This window comes from Pseudomonas sp. PDM19, from assembly GCF_014852215.1.
In the GTDB taxonomy this organism is placed as follows: domain Bacteria; phylum Pseudomonadota; class Gammaproteobacteria; order Pseudomonadales; family Pseudomonadaceae; genus Pseudomonas.
In genome coordinates this window covers 143,769-160,667 of record NZ_JACVBG010000001.1, presented here as the reverse complement: position 1 = coordinate 160,667, position 16,899 = coordinate 143,769, and the positions used below count along the sequence as shown (strand labels likewise).

At 65.8% G+C, this 16,899-nt stretch carries 13 protein-coding genes; 11 read left to right on the top strand and 2 right to left on the bottom strand.

The window, feature by feature from the left end; translation table 11 throughout:
* Positions 1–118: 118 nt before the first annotated feature.
* On the top strand, positions 119–1,447 hold the full coding sequence (locus tag IB273_RS00755; protein WP_081516467.1) for an SPFH domain-containing protein: 1,329 nt from the start codon (positions 119–121) through the stop codon (positions 1,445–1,447).
* Between the two features lie 64 nt (positions 1,448–1,511).
* Here IB273_RS00755 and IB273_RS00750 read toward each other — a convergent pair whose 3' ends face one another.
* A complete protein-coding gene (locus tag IB273_RS00750) occupies positions 1,512–2,123 on the bottom strand; it encodes a tRNA-(ms[2]io[6]A)-hydroxylase (RefSeq protein ID WP_412548052.1) in 612 nt (203 codons plus the stop codon).
* Positions 2,124–2,296: 173 nt separating this feature from the next.
* Between IB273_RS00750 and IB273_RS00745 the strand changes: the two genes are divergently transcribed.
* Entirely contained in the window at positions 2,297–3,160 is an 864-nt protein-coding gene (locus IB273_RS00745; RefSeq protein WP_081516466.1) for a universal stress protein, read from the top strand.
* A gap of 59 nt (positions 3,161–3,219) precedes the next feature.
* Here the strand turns inward: IB273_RS00745 and IB273_RS00740 are convergent, their stop codons facing one another.
* The gene (locus tag IB273_RS00740; protein WP_081516465.1) at positions 3,220–3,696 is read right to left on the bottom strand and encodes a DUF1289 domain-containing protein; all 477 of its coding nucleotides are present in this window, start codon (positions 3,694–3,696) and stop codon (positions 3,220–3,222) included.
* Positions 3,697–4,078: 382 nt separating this feature from the next.
* Between IB273_RS00740 and acnB the strand changes: the two genes are divergently transcribed.
* From acnB to nirD, 9 genes are all read left to right on the top strand, one after another.
* Positions 4,079–6,688 (top strand): bifunctional aconitate hydratase 2/2-methylisocitrate dehydratase, encoded by a 2,610-nt coding sequence (acnB, locus tag IB273_RS00735; RefSeq protein ID WP_151186560.1) that lies wholly within the window; start codon positions 4,079–4,081, stop codon positions 6,686–6,688.
* 421 nt (positions 6,689–7,109) lie between these two features.
* Positions 7,110–8,312, top strand: coding sequence for a CmpA/NrtA family ABC transporter substrate-binding protein (locus IB273_RS00730; protein WP_081516463.1), 1,203 nt, complete (start codon positions 7,110–7,112; stop codon positions 8,310–8,312).
* Positions 8,313–8,314: 2 nt separating this feature from the next.
* The gene (locus IB273_RS00725) at positions 8,315–8,893 is read left to right on the top strand and encodes an ANTAR domain-containing response regulator (RefSeq protein ID WP_081516462.1); all 579 of its coding nucleotides are present in this window, start codon (positions 8,315–8,317) and stop codon (positions 8,891–8,893) included.
* Between the two features lie 253 nt (positions 8,894–9,146).
* On the top strand, positions 9,147–9,839 hold the full coding sequence (locus IB273_RS00720) for a polysaccharide lyase family 7 protein (RefSeq protein WP_192222955.1): 693 nt from the start codon (positions 9,147–9,149) through the stop codon (positions 9,837–9,839).
* 98 nt (positions 9,840–9,937) lie between these two features.
* A complete protein-coding gene (locus IB273_RS00715; RefSeq protein WP_138216348.1) occupies positions 9,938–10,366 on the top strand; it encodes a thioesterase family protein in 429 nt (142 codons plus the stop codon).
* Positions 10,367–10,679: 313 nt separating this feature from the next.
* Positions 10,680–11,891 carry a nitrate/nitrite transporter gene (locus IB273_RS00710; RefSeq protein ID WP_081516459.1) on the top strand — a complete coding sequence of 404 codons (1,212 nt, stop codon included), beginning with the start codon at positions 10,680–10,682 and terminating at the stop codon, positions 11,889–11,891.
* A gap of 230 nt (positions 11,892–12,121) precedes the next feature.
* On the top strand, positions 12,122–13,792 hold the full coding sequence (locus tag IB273_RS00705) for a bifunctional protein-serine/threonine kinase/phosphatase (RefSeq protein WP_151186559.1): 1,671 nt from the start codon (positions 12,122–12,124) through the stop codon (positions 13,790–13,792).
* A 267-nt stretch (positions 13,793–14,059) separates the two neighbouring features.
* Positions 14,060–16,510, top strand: a complete 2,451-nt coding sequence (gene nirB, locus IB273_RS00700) for a nitrite reductase large subunit NirB (RefSeq protein WP_192222954.1) — start codon at positions 14,060–14,062, stop codon at positions 16,508–16,510.
* A gap of 56 nt (positions 16,511–16,566) precedes the next feature.
* Positions 16,567–16,896, top strand: a complete 330-nt coding sequence (gene nirD / locus IB273_RS00695) for a nitrite reductase small subunit NirD (protein ID WP_081516456.1) — start codon at positions 16,567–16,569, stop codon at positions 16,894–16,896.
* Positions 16,897–16,899 lie beyond the last annotated feature (3 nt).

Below are 16,899 nucleotides of genomic sequence, written 5' to 3'. Positions count from 1 at the left end.
CAGGCCACCGCAATGGTGGCCTTTTGGCGTTAACCCACACGCACTGTCAGACATTTCTCCTTGACCAGCACCGACCGCCTTGCGCAGCATTCGCGGTTTGCTCACTCAAGGAAGAAACATGTTCAGCAAGGGAAACCTCATCAAGTTCGGCGCCCTGCCCCTGGCATTGGTCGCCGCCGCCTTCATCCTGTTCAACGGCGTCTTCTTCTATAACGAAGCCGGCTTCATGACCCACGTGCGGACCATCTTCGGCGACGAGAAGATCGTCGACGACGTCGGCTACGCCACCAAGTGGTTCGGCCGCGCCACCACCTGGAAGAAAGCCATCAGCGTGCAGTCCGTGCTGATCATGGACGAGAACGACAACAACCCGGACAACGACGGGCTGGGCGCGACCATCGAAGCCTTCCCCATCGTCTTCCTCGGCAACGTCGACGCCAAGGTCGAATCCTCCGCGCGCTTCCGCCTGCCCGGCGGCGACCAGTTCCTGAAGATGGCCCAGGAATACCGCAACCCGGACAACTTCATCCGCACCGCGCTGGTCCCGGCGATCAAGGAAACCCTGCAGGCCACCGCCTCGCTGATGACCGCCGACGACTACTACGCCGGCGCCCGCAGCGAATTCGCCGCGGAGTTCGAGAACCAGCTCAACGATGGCCTGTACCTGATCAAGCGCAAGGAGGTCCGCGGCCCACGCGGTGCCGTACCACACCAGACCGCGATCCTGCAGGCCGGCACCGAACAGGGCAGCTTCGGCGACAACAACGCCAGCCAGTTCGTCACCGAGAAGGTCACCGACGCCAAGGGCATCCCGGTGCGCAAACAGCAGCAGTTCCGCAAGTTCGGTGTGGAAGTGGTGGAGGCGCGAATCACCAACGTCGACCCGAACCCGCAGTACAAGCAGCGCATGGTCAAGGTGCAGCAGGCACTGGCCGAGCTGGCCGTAGCGCGCCAGAACCGACTGAAGGAAGAGGAAGAGAAGCTGCTGGTCACCGCCCGTGGCGAGAAGGAAGTAGAAGCCAAGCGCCAGGAAACCCTGCGCGACCAGATCGAGCGCACCACCCAGGCGGAAACCGAGAAGCAGCTGGCGGTGATCAACGCCGAGCGCGAGAAGCAGCGCGCCGAGATCGAGAAGCAGACTGCTGAGTTGCTGCGCGACAAGGCTGCCGTGACAGCGCAGGCCACCAAGATCACCGCCGACGCCGATGCCTACGCCCGCGAAGCGGTGATCAAGGCGGACGGCGCGCTGCAGCCGAAGCTGGACGCGCTGATCGCCATCAACAAGGTCTGGGCCGAAGCAGCCGCCCAGGCGCCCGTCCCCAGCGTGATGATGGCCGGCGGACAGAACAGTGCCAGCAGTCGCCAGGATGAGATCGGCCAGCTGATGGGCGTCCTGGCGACCAAGGCCGCGCGCGACTTGGCGCTGGATCTGAAGGTGAAGGACTGAGCCCCACCAGCAGCGACAAAGAAAAAGCGCCCGTCAGGGCGCTTTTTTCATTTCGGCGGACGACTCAGGCCGCCTGCTCCACCGGCACTCCGCTGTGGAAGCGGAACTCGCTGTCCGGCGACTGGATCAGGCCAGCCTCCACTTCGCGAATCTCCGCCACGCGGCGGTCGATGTCGGCGTCATCGCCATAGCGGCGCGCCAGGCTCAAGTAGCCCTGGAAGTGCCTTGCCTCGGATTTGAGCAGCGAGCCGTAGAACTTGGCCAGGTCGGCGTCCAGGTGATCCACCAGCGCGGCGAAGCGCTCGCAGCTGCGGCATTCGATGAAGGCGCCGACGATCAGGGTATCCACCAGTTTCTGCGGCTCATGGTTGCGCACCACGGTGCGCAGGCTGGAGGCGTAGCGGCCGGCGGAGATCGGCCGCAGGGGGATGCCGCGTTTCTTCAGGATCGCCAGCACCTGCTCATGGTGGCGCAGTTCCTCGCGCGCCAGGCGCGACATGAAGTTCACCAGCTCCTCATGGGCGCTGTACTTGGCGATCAGGGCCAGGGCCGTGCTGGCGGCCTTGAACTCGTTGTTCTTGTGGTCGATCAGCATCACCGCCTGATCCCGCAGCGCGGCTTCCACCCACGCATCCGGCGTGGCACAACCGAGGAATTCCCTGATTTCAGACAGCATGTTCAAAACTCCAAGCTCGCGACCCACCGGCTGGCCGGTGTCATAAAGGCGGAGCATTATACGAATGCCACCGCGCGGAACCAGCTTCCGGCGTTGATATGCCTCAACGTCATGAACGAGATATCCCGACTACAGTTGCTCCACATAAACAACGCGCACGAAGGGAAACGATCATGCAAGCCATCCGTAGCATCCTCGTAGTCGTCGACCCGGACCAGCCGGAAGGTCTCGCGCTGAAACGGGCCCGCCTGATCGCCAGCGTTACCCAGTCGCACCTGCATCTTCTGGCCTGCGAGCGGCGCGCCGACTACAGCGCCAAGCTCGAGGAAGTCGCCGAGGTGCTGCGCCAGGAAGGCTTCAGCGCTTCCAGCCGCCAGGCCTGGAAGGACAACCTGCACCAGACCATCATCGCCGAGCAGCAGGCCGAAGGCTGCGGGCTGGTGATCAAGCAGCACAGCCCGGACAACCCGCTGAAAAAAGCACTGCTCACCCCGGACGACTGGAAGCTGCTGCGCTTCTGCCCGTCTCCGGTGCTGCTGGTGAAGACCAGCCTGCCCTGGGCCGGACGCAACATCCTCGCCGCCGTGGACGTGGGCAACAACGACATCGAGCACCGTACCCTGCACGCCGGCATCGTCAGCCACGCCTACGATATCGCAGGCCTCGCCCACGGCCAGTTGCACGTCATCAGCGCGCACCCCTCGCCCATGCTCTCAGCCGCCGACCCGACCTTCCAGCTCAGCGAGACCATCGAGGCCAAGTACCGCGAGGCATGCAAGGCGTTCCAGGCCGAATTCGGCGTCGACGACCAGCACCTGCACATCGAGGAAGGCCCGGCGGACGTACTGATCCCCCGCGCGGCGCACAACCTCGACGCGGCGGTGACGGTGATCGGCAGCGTGGCACGCACCGGGCTGTCCGGCGCACTGATCGGCAACACCGCCGAAGTGGTGCTGGATTCGCTGGAGAGCGACATCCTGGTCCTCAAGCCGGACGACATCATCGCCCACCTGGAAGAGATCGCCGCCAAGCCGTGATCCGGCAGCCATGACGAAAAAGCCGCCCATCGGGCGGCTTTCTCATTGCGCGGCAACGATCAGACCCGCGACTCCAGCGCGTCAGCCAGGAAGCTCGGCGCGATATAACGCTCGTAATGCGCCTCGGAGAGGATGAAGAACTCCTTGTCGATGGCGTCGCGCAGGTCCGGCAGCGGCCATTCGCGAAACTCCGGCAGCAGCGCCAGACCGTAGGCTTCCACCTGGTTGATCATCCGCGAGCCGCGGGCAATCAGCTGGTAGGCCCAGCAATAGGGCGACTGCTCGGGCACGAAGCGGATCTGCCGCTGCTCCAGCTGGCTGCGCAGCAAGGACGCATCGAAGACTTCCAGCTTGGCCATCATCACCTGCGTCAACAGGATCTCCAGACGGCTCAGGACCGCCCGCTTCTCCTCGTCGCCGTAGCGGTTCCAGTTCACCACTTCGTGGTGGAAGCGCTTGCAGCCACGGCAGACCAGGTCGCCATAGACCGTCGAGCAGAGCCCGACACAGGGGGTTTTGATGCGTTGCGAAGACATGGCTGAACAGATAGCTGGCAAAGCGGGCATGTTAGCCCTTTGTCTAGGCAAGATCACCCTCGGGCGCCACGCAAATCGGCTTACCAAGGCCCATTAATTCCATTAGAATGGCTGCGCCTTTTTGGCGTCATTGTCCGAAAGAAGCTGTTTTCAAAGCGTCACGAAGCACAGATTCCGGCAGCCGCGCGGTCTGGGCGCCTCCCTCAAGCGCCCATTCCCATCAGTCCCAGGCCACCCCGGCGTAAAACTTTGAAAACAGCTTCTGCCCGGAGATCGCCGGTGCCGTCGTAGGTCAGTGGATTACCGTCCACCATGCCTGACGAATGGATCGGAGGGGTCTCCTGGATACGCGTCCTCCGGGACCACTGATGAGGGAAATACTGTGCTTGAAGCCTATCGCAAACACGTAGAAGAGCGTGCCGCCCAGGGCGTCGTGCCCCAGCCGCTGAACGCCGAACAGACCGCTGGTCTGGTCGAACTCCTGAAGAACCCGCCGGCCGGCGAAGAAGAATTTCTCCTCGACCTGATCACCAACCGCGTACCGCCGGGCGTGGACGAAGCTGCCTACGTCAAGGCCGGTTTCCTGTCCGCCGTCGCCAAGGGTGAAGCCACTTCCCCGCTGCTTTCCAAGACCCGCGCCCTCGAGCTGCTGGGCACCATGCAGGGTGGCTACAACATCACCACCATGGTCGAGCTGCTGGACAGCGCCGAGCTGGCCGAAGTCGCCGCCGCGCAACTGAAGCACACCCTGCTGATGTTCGACGCCTTCCACGACGTCGCCGAGCGCGCCAAGAAAGGCAACGCCGCCGCCAAGTCCGTGCTGCAGTCCTGGGCCGAAGGCGAGTGGTTCAAGGCCCGTCCGGCCGTCGCCGAGAAGCTGACCCTGACCGTGTTCAAGGTCCCCGGCGAAACCAACACCGACGACCTGTCCCCCGCTCCGGACGCCTGGTCGCGCCCTGACATCCCGCTGCACGCCCTGGCCATGCTGAAAATGGCCCGCGACGGCATCGAGCCGATCCAGCCGGGCTCCGTCGGTCCGCTGAAGCAGATCGAAGCGGTCAAGGCCAAGGGCTTCCCGGTTGCCTACGTCGGTGACGTGGTCGGTACCGGTTCTTCCCGTAAGTCCGCCACCAACTCGGTGCTGTGGTTCTTCGGCGACGACATCCCCTACGTGCCGAACAAGCGCGGCGGTGGTTTCTGCTTCGGCACCAAGATCGCCCCGATCTTCTACAACACCATGGAAGACGCCGGCGCCCTGCCGATCGAATTCGACTGCACCAACCTGGCCATGGGCGACGTCATCGACGTATACCCGTACGAAGGCAAGGTCACCCGTCATGACAGCGGCGAAGTGGTCACCACCTTCGAGCTGAAGACCCCGGTTCTGCTCGATGAAGTCCGCGCCGGCGGCCGTATCCCGCTGATCGTTGGCCGCGGCCTGACCGAGAAGGCCCGCGCCGAGCTGGGTCTGCCTGCCTCCGACCTGTTCAAGAAGCCGGAAGCGCCGGCCGACAGCGGCAAGGGCTTCACCCTCGCCCAGAAGATGGTTGGCCGCGCCTGCGGTCTGGCCGAAGGCCAGGGCGTACGTCCGGGCACCTACTGCGAACCGAAGATGACCACCGTCGGTTCCCAGGACACCACCGGCCCGATGACCCGCGACGAGCTGAAAGACCTGGCTTGCCTGGGCTTCTCCGCCGACCTGGTGATGCAGTCCTTCTGCCACACCGCCGCTTATCCGAAGCCGATCGACGTCAAGACCCACCACACCCTGCCGGACTTCATCATGACCCGCGGCGGTGTTTCCCTGCGTCCGGGCGACGGCATCATCCACAGCTGGCTGAACCGCATGCTGCTGCCTGACACCGTCGGCACCGGCGGCGACTCGCACACCCGCTTCCCGATCGGCATCAGCTTCCCGGCCGGTTCCGGCCTGGTCGCCTTCGCCGCTGCCACCGGCGTCATGCCGCTGGATATGCCGGAATCGGTTCTGGTGCGCTTCAAGGGCCAGCTGCAACCGGGCATCACCCTGCGTGACCTGGTCCATGCGATCCCCTACTACGCCATCCAGGCTGGCCTGCTGACCGTCGAGAAGAAGGGCAAGAAGAACATCTTCTCCGGCCGCATCCTCGAGATCGAAGGCCTGAACGACCTGACCGTCGAGCAAGCCTTCGAGCTGTCCGACGCCTCCGCCGAGCGTTCGGCTGCCGGTTGCACCATCAAGCTCCCGGAAGAGGCGATCGCCGAGTACCTGAAGTCCAACATCACCCTGCTGCGCTGGATGATCGGCGAAGGCTACGGTGACGCCCGCACCCTGGAGCGCCGCGCGCAAGCGATGGAAGCCTGGCTGGCCAACCCGCAACTGCTGGAAGCCGACAAGGACGCCGAATACGCCGCGGTCATCGAGATCGACCTGGCCGACGTCAAGGAGCCGGTACTCTGCGCTCCGAACGACCCGGACGACGCCCGTCTGCTGTCCAGCGTCGAAGGCCGCAAGATCGATGAAGTCTTCATCGGTTCCTGCATGACCAACATCGGTCACTTCCGCGCTGCCGGCAAACTGCTGGACAAGGTCAAGGGTGGTATTCCGACCCGTCTGTGGCTGGCTCCGCCGACCAAGATGGACGCCCACCAGCTGACCGAAGAAGGCTACTACGGCATCTACGGCAAGGCTGGCGCGCGCATGGAAATGCCGGGCTGCTCGCTGTGCATGGGTAACCAGGCTCGCGTACAGACCGGTTCGACCGTGGTCTCCACCTCGACCCGTAACTTCCCGAACCGTCTGGGCGACGCCACCGACGTGTTCCTGGCATCCGCCGAGCTGGCCGCTGTCGCTTCGATCATCGGCAAGCTGCCGACCGTCGAGGAGTACATGGCCTACGCGAAGGATATCGACAGCATGTCTGCCGACATCTACCGCTACCTGAGCTTCGACCAGATCGCCGAGTTCCGCGAAGCTGCTGCCAACGCGAAGATCCCGGCCGTCCAGGTCTGAGTCTCCTAGCGTGATGAAAAGCCCCGCCCCGAGCGGGGCTTTTCTTTTCCAGGCCCCGAAACAGAGCGCTCCCGCCCGCCCCTAACGATGGGCCTAATACTTATTGACCGGTTGCGCCGCAGGCCACCGGGTCTAAGGTGGACGACAGGCTCCTGCCGATATCCGTGCCCAGGTGCCCTTGTGGAACCCTCCAGAGGTGCGCTCCCTTCCTCTGCGCCCCGCCCTCCATGGCGGGGCTTCTTTTTTTCTGCACCGCCACTGGCACAGCCCTTGCTCCACTCCTCACACCTGCGGTCCAACGGCGGATCGCGCCCGACAATCAACAATCGACAATGGCGTCGTGCCTACCTCCTGTGACAGCAGGTGGCGCGGCGCCATTTTTTGCATTGAAAGCGCGTTGAGAGTGTGTTCAGAGGTGGAGATGATCGACAGCACCAGCCCACTGCCGGACAGCCTGGCCTGGGTGGCCGGTTCCGATGCCCCGGAGAAGACAGCCCTTAACCTGGGCTTCATGGCCCTTACCGACTCCGCCTCGCTGGTGGTAGCCGCGACTCAGGGCTTCGGCCAGCCCTACGGCCTGACGCTCAACCTGCAGCGGCAGAATTCCTGGGCCGGCCTGCGCGACCGCCTGCTCAGCGGCGAGCTGGACGCAGCGCAAAGCCTCTACGGGCTCATCTATGACCTGCAACTAGGCCTGGGCGGCGCCCCAGCCACCGACATGGCCGTGCTCATGGGCCTGTGCCAGAACGGCCAGTCGATCAATCTTTCCGCCCCACTGATGCGCGACGGCGTGACCTCTGCCGGGGCACTGCAGAGCCACGTGCGCCAGAACGGTGCGCAACTGACCCTGGCCCACACCTTCCCCACCGGCACCCATGCGATGTGGCTCTACTACTGGCTGGCCAGCCACGGCATCCACCCCCTGCAGGACGTCCGCAGCCTGGTGGTGCCGCCGGCACAGATGGTCGAGCACCTGAAGGCCGGGCGCATCGACGGCTTCTGCGCCGGGGGCCCGTGGGGCGCCCTGGCGGTGGACGAAGGCATGGGCTTTACCCTCGCCACCAGCCAGCAGATCTGGCCGGACCACCCGGAAAAGGTTCTGGGCACCACCCGTGCCTTCGTCGAGGAGTATCCCAACACCGCGCGCGCACTGGTCATGAGCCTGCTCGATGCCAGCCGCTTCATCGAAGCCAGCGCAGACAACCTGCGCAGCGCCGCCCAGCTGATCAGCAGCGAAGACTACGTCGACGCCCCACTCGCCAGCGTCGAGCCGCGTCTGCTCGGCCGTTACCAGGACGGCCTCGGTCACGCCTGGCAGGACGCGCATCCACTGCGTTTCTTCAATGCAGGCCACGCCACCTATCCCTGGCTCTCCGACGGGCTGTGGTTCATGACCCAGTTCCGCCGCTGGGGCCTGCTGCGCGAAGACGTCGACTACCTTGGCATCGCCCGCCAGGTCCAGCAGCTCGACCTCTACCGCGAAGCTGCCAGCGCCGTGGGCGCAAGCGTGCCGGACGCCGAGATGCGCACCTCGACCCTGATCGACGGCCGCCTCTGGGACGGCAGCGACCCGGCCGGCTATGCCCGCAGCTTCGAGCTGAATGCCCTGGCGGAGCGAGGTTGAGCATGCTGCGCGTCCTGCTGATCAACGACACCCCGAAGAAGGTCGGGCGCCTCAAGGCCGCGCTGGTGGAAAGCGGCTTCGAGGTCATCGACGAATCTGGCCTGACGGTCGACCTGGCGCAACGGGTGGAGGCCCTGCATCCGGATGTGATCCTCATCGACACCGAGTCCCCTGGCCGCGACGTGATGGAGCAGGTAGTGCTGGTCAGCCGCGACCAGCCGCGCCCCATCGTCATGTTCACCGACGAGCACGACCCGCAGGTGATGCGCCAGGCGATCCGCTCCGGGGTCAGTGCCTACATTGTCGAGGGCATCCAGGCCGAGCGGCTGCAGCCGATCCTCGATGTCGCCATGGCCCGCTTCGAGAGCGACCAGGCCCTGCGTGCCCAGTTGCAGGCCCGCGAGCTGCAGCTGGCGGAGCGCAAGCGCATCGAGCTGGCCAAGGGGCTGCTGATGAAAATGAAAGGCTGCGCCGAGGAAGAGGCCTACACCCTGATGCGCCGCCAAGCCATGGGCCGCCAGCAGAAGCTGGTGCAGGTGGCCGAGCAGATCATTGCGATGCACGAGATGCTCGGGCACTGACGCTGCAAGTGCGAATCGGCTGAAAGCGCTAGGCGGCCAACGGCCAGCGGCGGCAAGGCGCGATCATTTCGCCAGCCGCCGAGCTGGCCCCTCCCCTGCCCGCAACGCCCTATGCTGCGGCCGCCCGGTCTTTTGGCCGGGCCCCAGGAGCGTCATCGGCAGGGTTCGATGGCGCATCGCAGTGGCCGCCGCCGGCTAGGCACCTCGGCGCCACCCGACCTCGCCGCCTGTGCGGCTCAGCAAGGGCAAGCCCATGATCGACCTCACCACCTGGAACCTCAGCGTTCCCACCGACCCCCGCCCCACCGAAGTCAGCACCGAGCAGATCGCCCGGGGCTACCAGAGCCGCTACTTCCAGCGCGGCGGCAGCCAGGTGGTGTTCTGGGTGCCCGTCACCGGCTCGCACACCTCCGACAGCGTCTACCCCCGCAGCGAGCTGCGCGAGACTCTGTCCAACGGCGAGGTCTCCAACTGGTACTACACCCAGGGCGACAACGAACTGCGCGTGACCATGAGCGTCCAGCAGGTGCCCTCGAAGAACAAGATCATCATTGGCCAGATCCACAGCCGCTCGCCCTACACCGGCAACGGCGAGCCGCTGGTCAAGCTGCAGTACCACTACCTGCCCACCCTGGAGAGCGGACGCCTGGAAGCCCTGGTGCGCAACCACCCCGACGACAGCGCCAGCATCAACGTCCCGCTGATCGACAACATCGCCCTGGACCAGACCTTCAATTACAGCCTGCGCGTCACCTCGGTGGGCAACCTGGCGATCCGCGTGGAGACCTCCGACGGCCGGGCCAACTACTACCGCAAGATCCTCAGCACCACCTGGTCCAAGCAACTGCTCTACTTCAAGGCCGGCGCCTACATCAACGACAACTACGGCGACACCAGCGAAGGCGCGCGGGTAACCGTCTTCCACCTGAACTCGGCGCACCGCTGATTCGCCATTCACTGGCCTGATGAGGCGCGGGGCGCGCGGACTGCGCGTAGAATGCGCGGCACATCCGCACTACCCGTTGCCTTGTCACCGAGACCGCCATGGCCCGCCTGAAACTGGAATTCCCCGAAGAACTCTTCATCTACGAAACCAAGCTCACCGTCCGCGTCACCGACATCAACGGCGCCAACCATCTGGGCAACGATTCGATGATCTCGATGATCTCCGAAGCCCGCGCGCGCTTCCTGTTCGACTACGGCATCCGCGAGACCGGCATCATCGTCACCGACCTCGCCACCACCTATCGCGCCGAGGCCCACGCGCGCGATCAGCTGCTGTTCGAGGTCGGCGTGATGGACTTCAACAAGTACGGCGGCGACATCATCTTTCGCATCACCCGCCCGGCCGACGACACGCTGGTAGCCATGGCCAAGTCGGGCTTCGTGTTCTTCGACTACAAGGCCGGCAAGGTCGTGCCGATCCCCGAGGCATTCCGCGACACCTTCCCCAACGTCAACTGGATCGCCTGACGCTCCAGTACAGGGCACGCCGCAGCACGGCGCGCCCTCTGATGGATCAGCATCGGTCCTGACCCTCCTCTCATCTCTTTGATCTGACTGGGATTTCTCATCCTGGCCCGCGCCTTGCTCTGCACAAGGCGATGGTAATCAACGACGATTACCCGACTTCGACAAAGGCGTCGCATCCACACCCGCGCAGTGCGGTGGGTGGAGCGACGCCTTTTTCGTTTGCCCCGGCGCAGGGGCTCAGGACCTTCTCGAACCCGGCGGCTGCCAAGTGGCGCATGACCGGGCTCCTCTACCGTTGCTGATGAGGTGTTCGATGAACACGAGTTTCTGGAAAGCCGGCCACGCGCCGACCCTGTTTGCCGCCTTCCTGTATTTCGACCTGAGCTTCATGGTCTGGTACGTCCTCGGCCCGCTGGCGGTGCAGATCGCCACCGACCTGCAACTGACCACCCAGCAGCGCGCGCTGATGGTCGCCACGCCGATCCTCTCCGGCGCCATCCTGCGCTTCCTCATGGGCCTGCTGGCCGATCGCTGGTCGCCCAAGGCCGCCGGCATCCTCGGCCAGGTGATCGTCATCTGCGCGCTGTTCGGCGCCTGGCGACTGGGCATCCACAGCCTGGAGCAGGCGATGATCCTCGGCGTGCTGCTGGGCATGGCCGGCGCCTCCTTCGCCGTGGCGCTGCCGCTGGCCTCGCAGTGGTACCCGCCGCAGCACCAGGGCAAGGCCATGGGTATCGCCGGGGCCGGCAACTCCGGTACTGTGCTCACCGCGCTGTTCGCCCCGGCCATCGCCGCCGCCTTCGGCTGGCAGAACGTCTTCGGCTTCGCGCTGATCCCGCTGCTGGCCACCCTGGTGGTGTTCGCCCTGCTCGCCCGCAACGCCCCGGAGCGCCCGCCAGTCAAGTCACTGGCGGATTACCTGAAGGCTCTGGGCGACCGCGACAGCTGGTGGTTCATGTTCTTCTACAGCGTGACCTTCGGCGGCTTCCTCGGCCTCGCCAGCACCCTGCCCGGCTACTTCCACGATCAGTACGGCCTCGACCCGGTGAAAGCCGGCTACTACACCGCCGCCTGCGTCTTCGCCGGCAGCCTGATGCGTCCGCTGGGCGGCGCCCTGGCCGACCGCATCGGCGGTATCCGCAGCCTGCTGGTGATGTACACCGTCGCCTCGATCTGCATCGCCGCCGTGGGCTTCCACCTGCCCAGCGCGGTGGCGGCACTGAGCCTCTTCGTGGTCGCCATGCTCAGCCTCGGCGCGGGCAACGGTGCGGTGTTCCAGCTGGTGCCGCAGCGCTTCCGCCAGACCATTGGCGTGATGACCGGCCTGATCGGCATGGCCGGCGGCATCGGCGGTTTCTGCCTGACGGCGGGCCTGGGCGCAATCAAGCAGGCCACCGGCGACTACCAGATCGGCCTCTGGCTGTTCGCCAGCCTCGGCGTACTGGCCTGGTTCGGCCTGCACGCGGTGAAAGCCCGCTGGCGCACCACCTGGGGTAGCGCGGCCGTTACCGCGGCGCGGGTGTAGGCCATGGCCTTTGCAGCAACACTCATTTTCTGCAGGGGTGACAGCCTTTTCACGAGCAAGTCCGTGCCTGTGCTTTCCCCCTCACCCCAGCCCTCTCCCTCAGGGAGAGGGAGCTGTCCATACCGGCTGACACCGAGGTTTCATCCTGTGCCGAACGGTCCCCTCTCCCTCTGGGAGAGGGTTAGGGTGAGGGCCGCCCCGAGCGCCGGTCCATCCCGCAGGAGCAGGCCATGAGCCTGGCCCTGAGCTTCGCCCAGGCCAGCGCCACCGGCCCGCGCGACGAGAACCAGGATGCCCTGCGGGTGGTCACCCCGCCCGCAGGGCTGGCCGCCAGCAAGGGGCACCTGTTTGCCATCGCCGACGGCGTCAGCCACTGCGCCGACGGCGGCCTCGCCGCGCGCCTGAGCCTGCAGGCGCTGGCCGCCGACTACTACGCCACCCCCGAGACCTGGGCCGTCGCCCAGGCCCTCGACCGCCTGCTGATCTCGCAGAACCGCTGGCTGCAGGCCAACGGCGGTGGCCAGCCGCTGCTCACCACCCTCACCGCGCTGGTCCTGCGGGGCCGGCGCTTCACCCTCGCCCATGTCGGCGACTGCCGCCTGTACCGCTGGCACGCCGGCCAGCTGGATTGCCTGACCCAGGACCACGTCTGGGAACAACCCGGCATGCAGCACGTGCTCAAGCGCGCACTGGGCCTCGACCAGCATCTGGTGGTGGACTACTGCGACGGCGAACTGGAAGCCGGACAGAGCTTCCTGCTGGTCAGCGACGGCATCTGGGCTGCTCTTGGCGACAGCGCCATCCAGCGCCTGCTGGAGGACGCACAGAGCTTGCAGGCCTGCGCCGACGCACTGGTCAGCGCCGCCCACCTGGCCGGCAGCCAGGACAACGCCAGCGCGCTGCTCCTGCAGGTGGACGAACTGCCGCCTGCGAGCCTCGGCGACGCCCTCGCCCAGCTCGACCACTGGCCCGCGCCGCCCGCCCTGCGGGACGACCAGGAGTTCGAAGGCTGGCGGGTGGAAGGCCGACTGGCGCAGTCGCGCCAATCGCTGATCTACCGCGTGCGCGACCGGCAGAACCGCCCCTGGCTGCTCAAGACCCTGCCGCCAGCACTGCGCGACTCCGCGGAAGCCGCTCAGGCGCTGCTGCTGGAGGAGTGGTTCCTGCGCCGCGTGCAGGGCCGCTACTTCCCCGAACTGCACAGCCTGCCGCAACGCCAGCACCTGTACTACGTGATGCGCGAGTATCCGGGGCAAACCCTGGACGAGCACCTGAAACTCAACGGCCCGTTGAACCTGCCCGACTGGCTGGACCTCGCCCAGCGCCTGTTGCGCGGCCTGGGCCAGCTGCACCGGCGCAACATCCTGCACCGCGACATCAAGCCGGAAAACCTGCACTGGGCCGACGACGGCGAGCTGCGCCTGCTGGACTTCGGCCTGGCCTACTGCCCGGGCTTGTCGCAGGAAGACCCGCACGACCTGCCCGGCACCCCGAGCTATCTCGCCCCGGAATCCTTCCAGGGCGCGGCGCCGGAAGCCCGCCAGGACCTCTACGCGGCCGGGGTCACGCTCTACCGCCTGCTCTGTGGGCACTACCCCTATGGCGAGATCGAAGCCTTCCAGCATCCGCGCTTCGGCACGCCCGCCCCGGCCAGCCGCTATCGCCCGGATGTGCCAACCTGGCTGGACGACTGGCTGGCAAAGCTGATCGCCGCCCAACCGCAACAGCGCTTCGAAACCGCCGAGGAATGCCTGCTCGCCCTGGAACAAGGCGAACGCCAGGCACCGCCGCGCCCACGCCCGCTGCTGGAACGCGAACCGCTGCGGGTCTGGCGCGGCGTCGCCCTGGCCTCGCTGGCGATCAACCTGGGGCTGCTGCTCTGGCTGCTGCACGGGGGCTGAAGGCGCACCAGATCGGTTCAGAACGCATCACCGCAGTGCAGCAAAAAGGCCAACCGGCAGAACAGGCCAGCCGAAAGCCCCGAAAACCGGGGGTCGAGAAAGTTGGCACAGCCCCTGCAATAACCGTTTCAACAATCTACAAAAGCGCGTCCCTCAACGAAGAGGCTCGCACTTCCCGATCGATCGGGACTTGGACAAAGGCGTCCTCGCTGGGTAACCGGCGGGACGCCTTTTTTGTTTTCCGCGATTGCGTGACGGAGCCCTGACATGAAGAAGCTCAAGCTCGTACTGATCGGCAACGGCATGGCCGGTGTGCGCACCCTGGAAGAACTGTTGAAGATCGCCCCCGATCTTTACGACATCACCGTGTTCGGCGCCGAGCCCCACCCCAACTACAACCGCATCCTGCTCTCCCCCGTGCTGGCCGGCGAGCAGGCCTTCGAGGACATCGTCCTCAACGACCTCAACTGGTACAGCGAGAACGGTATCCGCCTGCTGCTCAACCGCAAGGTCAGCCGCATCGACCGTCATCGCCGCAAGGTCTACGCAGAAGACGGCACCGAGGCCGAGTACGACCGCCTGCTGATCGCCACCGGCTCCAACCCCTTCATCCTGCCGGTGCCGGGCAGCCGCCTGCAGGGCGTGATCGGCTACCGCGACATCGCCGACACCCAGACCATGATCGACACCGCCGGCACCCACAGCCATGCGGTGGTCATCGGCGGCGGCCTGCTCGGCCTGGAAGCGGCCAACGGCCTCAAGCAGCGCGGCATGGACGTCACCGTGGTGCACCTCTCCGACTGGCTGCTGGAGCGCCAGCTGGACCGCACCGCCGGCAAGCTGTTGCAGGAAGCGCTGGAATCACGCGGCATCAACTTCCGCCTGAACACCCACACCGAAGAACTGATCGACGACGGCAGCGGCCGCGTCTGTGCCATCCGCTTCAAGGACGGCGAAGTGATCGCCGCCGACCTGGTGGTGATGGCCGCCGGCATCCGCCCCAACACCGAACTGGCGGAGAAGACCGGCCTGCCCTGCAACCGCGGCATCCTGGTCAACGACACCCTGCAGACCTATGACCCGCGCATCTACGCCCTGGGCGAATGCGCCAGCCACCGCGGCATCGCCTATGGCCTGGTGGCCCCGCTGTTCGAGCAGGCCAAGGTCTGCGCCAACCACCTGGCCATGCTCGGCTTCGCCCGCTACCAGGGCTCGGTGACCTCCACCAAGCTCAAGGTCACCGGCATCGACCTGTTCTCCGCCGGCCAGTTCATGGGCGGCGAAGGCACCGAGACCATCACCCTCTCCGATCCCATCGGCGGCGTGTACAAGAAACTGGTGATCAAGGACGACGTGCTGGTCGGTGCCTGCCTCTACGGCGACACCGCCGATGGCGGCTGGTACTTCCGGCAGATCCGCGAGAACCACAACGTCGGCGAAATCCGCGACCACCTGATGTTCGGCGAGAGCAGCATCGGCGACGTCGGCCACCAGGGCCAGAACAGCGCAGCGAACATGCCCGACACCGCCGAAGTCTGCGGCTGCAACGGCGTGTGCAAGGGCACCATCGTCAAGGCGATCCAGGAGAACGGCCTGTTCAGCGTCGATGAGGTGAAGAAGCACACCAAGGCCGCCAGCTCCTGCGGCTCCTGCGCCGGGCTTGTCGAGCAGATCCTGATCAGCACCGTGGGCGGCGCGGCGGACGTGAAGCCCAAGAGCGAAAAGGCCATCTGCGGCTGCAGCGACCTCAACCACGGCCAGGTACGCCAGGCGATCCGCGACCATCACCTGATCACCCTGAGCAGTGCCATGCGCTTCATGGACTGGCGCACCCCGGACGGCTGCGCCACCTGCCGCCCGGCGCTGAACTACTACCTGATCTCCACCTGGCCGGGCGAAGCCAAGGACGACCCGCAGTCGCGCCTGATCAACGAGCGCGCCCACGCCAACATCCAGAAGGACGGCACCTACTCGGTAGTCCCGCGTATGTGGGGTGGCGTCACCAACGCCGCCGAACTGCGGCGCATCGCCGACGTCGCCGACAAGTACCAGGTACCCATGGTCAAGGTCACCGGCGGCCAGCGCATCGACCTGCTGGGTATCAGGAAAGATGACCTGCCGGCGATCTGGAAGGAGCTGGACATGCCCTCCGGCCACGCCTACGGCAAGTCCATCCGCACCGTGAAGACCTGCGTCGGCAGCGAGTTCTGCCGTTTCGGCACGCAGAACTCGACCCAGCTAGGTATCGACCTCGAGCACGACCTGTTCAACATGTGGTCGCCGCACAAGGTCAAGCTGGCGGTCTCCGGCTGCCCGCGCAACTGCGCCGAGGCCGGCATCAAGGACATCGGCATCATCGGTGTGGATTCGGGCTGGGAGCTGTACATCGGCGGCAACGGCGGGATCAAGACCGAGGTGGCGGAGTTCTTCGTCAAGCTCAAGACCTCCGACGAAGTCCGCGAGTACAGCGGCGCCTTCCTCCAGCTCTACCGCGAGGAGGCCTTCTACCTCGAACGCACCGTGCACTACCTGCAGCGCGTCGGCATGGAGCGCATCAAGAAGGCCGTGCTGGAAGACGCGGAAAACCGCAAGGCGCTCAATGCCCGCCTGCAGTTCTCCCTGTCGCTGGAGCAGGACCCGTGGCAGGAGCGCATCACCCAGCAGCCGCTGAAGAAGGAATTCGAACGGATTCCCCTCAAGCAGCTGGAACCCGCCTGAGTGCCCGCCGGGCCCCGCCACCGGGGCCCCTACTACCCGATTGCCGGAGACACCCCATGAACTGGTTAGACATCTGCGCCCTGGACGACATCAACCCGCTGGGCTCGCGCGTCATCGCCGGCCCCAAGGGCGACATCGCGATCTTCCGCACCTCCGATGACGAGGTCTTCGCCCTCGACGACCGCTGCCCGCACAAGGGCGGCCCGCTGTCCCAGGGCCTGATCTACGGCAAGCGCGTGGCCTGCCCGCTGCACAACTGGCAGATCGAACTGGCCAGCGGCGAGGCCGTGGCCCCCGACCAGGGCTGCGCCCATCGCCACGAGGTAAAGATCGAAGATGGTCGCGTGCTGCTGGCCCTGCGCGACAACCTCGCCCACTGCGCCTGATCC